General features: G+C 72.8%; 5 protein-coding genes. 2 read left to right on the forward strand and 3 right to left on the reverse strand.

Features of this window, described 5'->3' with window-relative positions; genetic code table 11:
* Both ACWDX9_RS60700 and ACWDX9_RS60705 read right to left on the reverse strand, forming a co-directional pair.
* A partial coding sequence (locus ACWDX9_RS60700; RefSeq protein WP_449973018.1) for a glycosyltransferase occupies positions 1-1,000 on the reverse strand: 1,000 nt, incomplete at its 3' end.
* Positions 997-2,220: a glycosyltransferase family 9 protein gene (locus tag ACWDX9_RS60705; protein WP_449973019.1), complete on the reverse strand. Its 1,224-nt coding sequence runs from the start codon at positions 2,218-2,220 to the stop codon at positions 997-999. The genes ACWDX9_RS60700 and ACWDX9_RS60705, both read right to left, overlap by 4 nt.
* Before the next feature lie 168 nt (positions 2,221-2,388).
* On the opposite strand from ACWDX9_RS60705, the gene ACWDX9_RS60710 reads away from it, so the two are divergent.
* Together ACWDX9_RS60710 and ACWDX9_RS60715 are read left to right on the forward strand one after the other, a co-directional pair.
* Positions 2,389-2,979, forward strand: coding sequence for a D-glycero-alpha-D-manno-heptose-1,7-bisphosphate 7-phosphatase (locus ACWDX9_RS60710; RefSeq protein ID WP_449973020.1), 591 nt, complete (start codon positions 2,389-2,391; stop codon positions 2,977-2,979).
* 46 nt (positions 2,980-3,025) lie between these two features.
* Positions 3,026-3,268 carry a WhiB family transcriptional regulator gene (locus tag ACWDX9_RS60715; RefSeq protein ID WP_363969792.1) on the forward strand — a complete coding sequence of 81 codons (243 nt, stop codon included), beginning with the start codon at positions 3,026-3,028 and terminating at the stop codon, positions 3,266-3,268.
* 10 nt (positions 3,269-3,278) lie between these two features.
* Here ACWDX9_RS60715 and def read toward each other — a convergent pair whose 3' ends face one another.
* Positions 3,279-3,791 (reverse strand): peptide deformylase, encoded by a 513-nt coding sequence (def, locus tag ACWDX9_RS60720; RefSeq protein WP_363969794.1) that lies wholly within the window; start codon positions 3,789-3,791, stop codon positions 3,279-3,281.
* Positions 3,792-3,957 lie beyond the last annotated feature (166 nt).

The following is a 3,957-nucleotide window of genomic DNA, read 5'->3' on the forward strand; positions in this document are numbered from 1 at the left end:
GGCGGCGCGGCGGCACCAGGACGCCGCAGCCGGCGACCGTGTCCAGGTGTCCCCCGACCGCCGAGGCCACGACGGGCACGCCGCAGGCCATCGCCTCGATCGCCACCATGCCGAACGGCTCGTACCACGGCACCGTCACCAGGACGTCGGCCGAGCGCATGAGGGCCGGCACGTGCTCGCGGGGCACGCTGCCGATCACGTGGACCCGGTGTTCGAGCCCGTACGCCCGCGCCAGCTCGTACAGCCTGACCGCCTCCTCGTCGTCCTGGCGGCCGCCCGCGATCACCAGGTCTGCGTCCGGGATCCGGCGCAGCGCCCTGATCACGGTGTCCGCGCCCTTGCGCGGCACCAGCCTGCCGATGCTGAGGATCAGCTTGCCGCCCGTGCGCGGCGCCACCGGCCCGCCGGGACGGAACACCGACAGGTCCACCCCGCACGGCACGACCGCGATGCGCCGTTCGGGCACGCCCATCGCGCGCAGTTCGGCCACCTCGTCGCCGCAGGTGGCCAGCACGGCGTCGGCGCGCCTGCCGATCGCGCGCTCGGTGTCGATCCGGTGGGCGGGGCTGGTGTCGGCGTCGCCCTGCCAGCGCCGCTTGACGGTGCCGAGCGCGTGGAACGTCTGCACCACCGGCACCCTGCCGGCCGCCCGCAGCGCCGCCTGCCCGCTCATCCAGAAGTGGGCGTGGACGACGTCCGGGGGGCTGGCGGCCCAGCGGTCGGCCAGGCGCTCGGCGAACTCGGCCAGGTACGGGGGCAGTTCGTCCTTGGGGACAGGGACCGGCGGCCCGGCCGTGACGTACTCGACCGTGACGCCCGGCGCCATGGTCACCGACCCGGGCTGCCGATCGGACGAGCGCCGGGTGTGGACGACGACCGTGTGCCCGCGCGCGGCCAGCGCGCGGGCCAGTTCGGCGACGTGGACGTTCTGGCCGCCGGAGTCGATGTCGCCGACCTTCGCCAGCGGGTCCGCGTGCTCGGAGATGAGATCGACCTTCACTGCGTCAGCTCCCTCACTGCCTTGACCACCTGCTCGCTTGTCACGTGGGACAGGCACGGGTGCCCGGGCACCGGGCAGGCGCGCGCCCCGCTTGCGCGGCAGGGCGCCTCCTGGTCTCCGAGCAGCACCGTGGGCACGCCGTACGGGGCCCACCGCGCCGCGGGGACGACGGGGGCGAACAGGCTCACGACCGGCGTCCCGACCGCCGCCGCCAGGTGCGCGGCGCCGGTGTCGCCGGCCACGAGCACCCCGGCGCCGTCGATGACGGCGGCGAGTTCGGCGAACGTGGTCACGCCTCCGAGATCGACGGCGACGCCGCCGGCCACATAGGCGGTGAGGTCACGTTCGTTGCCGGTCACGACGACCCGGTGTCCGTCCTGCGCCAGCTCCCGTACGGTCCGCTGATGCCGTTCGGCCGGCCAGGTCCGCGCGGGGGCCGATGCCCCTGGGTGCACCACGACGTACGTGCCTTTGCCGGCATCGGCGCCGGCATCCAGCAATTGCCCCAAATTTCCGCCTATATCCGGCAATGGCCGCTGAACAGCGAGTTTGCCGTCATCACCCGCCGGCAACGCGAACCCGGCCGCCCTGGCGACCGCCAGCATCCGCTCCGCCTCGGGCACGTCGGCGCTCTCGTCCACGACGTGCCGGACGTCCAGGAGCGAGCCGGGGTAGTCGTTGCTGATGGCGGTGATCCTGGGGACGCCGGCCAGCCTGAGCAGCAGGGCCAGCGGCAGCGCCGACTGGTGGAGCGAGGTGAGGATCACCGCCTCGTCGACGCCCGCGAGCCGGCCGACCAGGTCGGCCGCCTGTCCCTTGGTGACGGGCGGCGGCGTGTGGTCGATCCACGGGGCCCGCCATTCGATCACCCGGTCCACGCCGGGCAGCAGCTCGGCCGCCGGCCTGCCGTCCGGGCCGGCCAGGAAGACCAGCTCGCGGGCCAGCGTGCGCACGGCCCTGACGGCGGGGCCGGCCAGCAGCACGGCGCCGGCGCCGTCCAGCCGCGCCACCAGCACCCGGCCCCGGTCGCCCGGGCCGCGGTGGCTCACGGCGCGCACGGCCCGTCTCCTGGCCGAGGCGCGCGGGACCGTTCTCATCCTCCGGCGCGGGGCCGGGTCGCACAGCACCGCTCCCGGCATGCGACCGTTCATCGCCGCCTGCGCGCGCGGGCACCAGGCGGCCGGCTCGTGGAAGATCGCGTCGATGCCGAGAAACCTCATCGTTCCCCCTCAGAGGACGGGAACCGCTACCGAGAGGAGCGATGCCCAAACCTTCCCCACGCCCATGAGATGCGCAAACAGGAGAAACGGGCTGGACTTGGTCACGCTAAGTAGTTGTTTGCCTGGTTAGGCCCCGGGTAGCTGGCGGGCACGCGACGGAGGTGGAAGGTGTTCGAAAAGCGACGTCCCGGCGCGGTGCTCTTCGACCGGGACGGGACCTTGATCAGGGACGTGCCGTACAACGGCGACCCGGACCTCGTCGAGCCCATGCCGGGCGCGGTGGAGGCGGTGGCCAGGCTCAGACGGGCCGAGGTGCCGGTGGCCGTGGTCACCAACCAGTCCGGCGTGGCCAAGGGTCTGTTGTCCCCGGACGACATGGATCAGGTGAACGCCCGGGTGGAGGAGTTGCTGGGGCCGTTCGACGCGTGGGCGATCTGCGTGCACGACGACGCCGACGGCTGCACCTGCCGCAAACCGGCCCCCGGGCTCGTGATCAGAGCCGCCGCCGTGCTCGACGTCAGCCCCCGCGACTGCGTGGTCGTGGGGGACATCGGCAGGGACATGGAGGCCGCCAGGGCCGCCGGAGCCAGGGGCATCCTGGTCCCCACCCCGCAGACGCGCCAGGAGGAGATCCTGGAGGCCGCCGAGGTCGCGGACGACCTGATCGACGTCGTCGACCTGGTGCTCAGCGACGCGGAGGCGCCGGTGCCGGCCATCAGCGCGCCGTGGGCCCGCACTCTAGGTTGGAGCCGCTGGTGAGCCGGCGGAGGTATGAGAGCAGGTCGGCTGGGTAGACGCGAGCAACATGATGATGCTCGACTGGACCCGCAGGGCCGCCTGCCTCGAACTGGACCCGGAACTGTTCTTCCCGATCTCTCTGGAAGGACCGAGCCAGTCGCAGGCCGAACGGGCCAAGCATGTGTGCGCCGGCTGCCCCGTACGTGAGCCGTGCCTGGAGTACGCGCTGACCACGCGGCAGGCGTACGGCGTGTGGGGCGGCACCGACCCGCAGCAGCGCAGGGAGCTCGCCGTGCGCTCGGCCGCCTGAACGACGCCCCTCAGCCGGGCAGGGCCGCCGCCAGGAAGCGCTCCCGCTCGGCCGCCTCCAGGTGGTCGCTGAACAGCACGCCGTCGAGATGGTCGACCTCGTGCTGCAGCACCCTGGCCAGCACCCCCAGCGCGCGGACCGTCACAGGCTTGCCCATCATGTCGCGGCCACGCGCTGTGACCATGTAGGAACGTTCCAGTGGCCACCACAGCCCCGGCGCCGACAGGCACGCCTCGTCGGCCGTGACCCGCCGCTCCGACAGCTCCAGGCGCGGGTTGACCAGATGGCCCGACTTGCCGTCGTAGGAGTAGACCACCACCCGTACCGGCTCGCCCACCTGCGGCGCCGCCAGGCCCGCGCGGCCGGCGCCGGCGCGCATCGTGGCGGTCAGCGACTTGACCAGGCGCCGCAGCTCCCGGTCGAAGTCTTGCACCGGCTCCGCGACCGAACGCAGCACCGGATCGTCGAACGTGCGAATAGGCCGGACCGTCACCCGCAACTCCCCGATAGGCCACGTCGTCACCGTCAACGTTTCCCGTGACCGCGCCTCGCCAATCCCTGAGGACCCGGCTTGTAGCACAGCGGTAACAGAGGAGACCCGTGGGTGAAACCACCCGAAAGCAGTATCGGAGGGTGATCTCACTTGCGTCACACGTGCATGTGATGCCTGGCCGGGCGCTCGGGGCCCG

The organism is Nonomuraea sp. NPDC003201 (assembly GCF_053590415.1).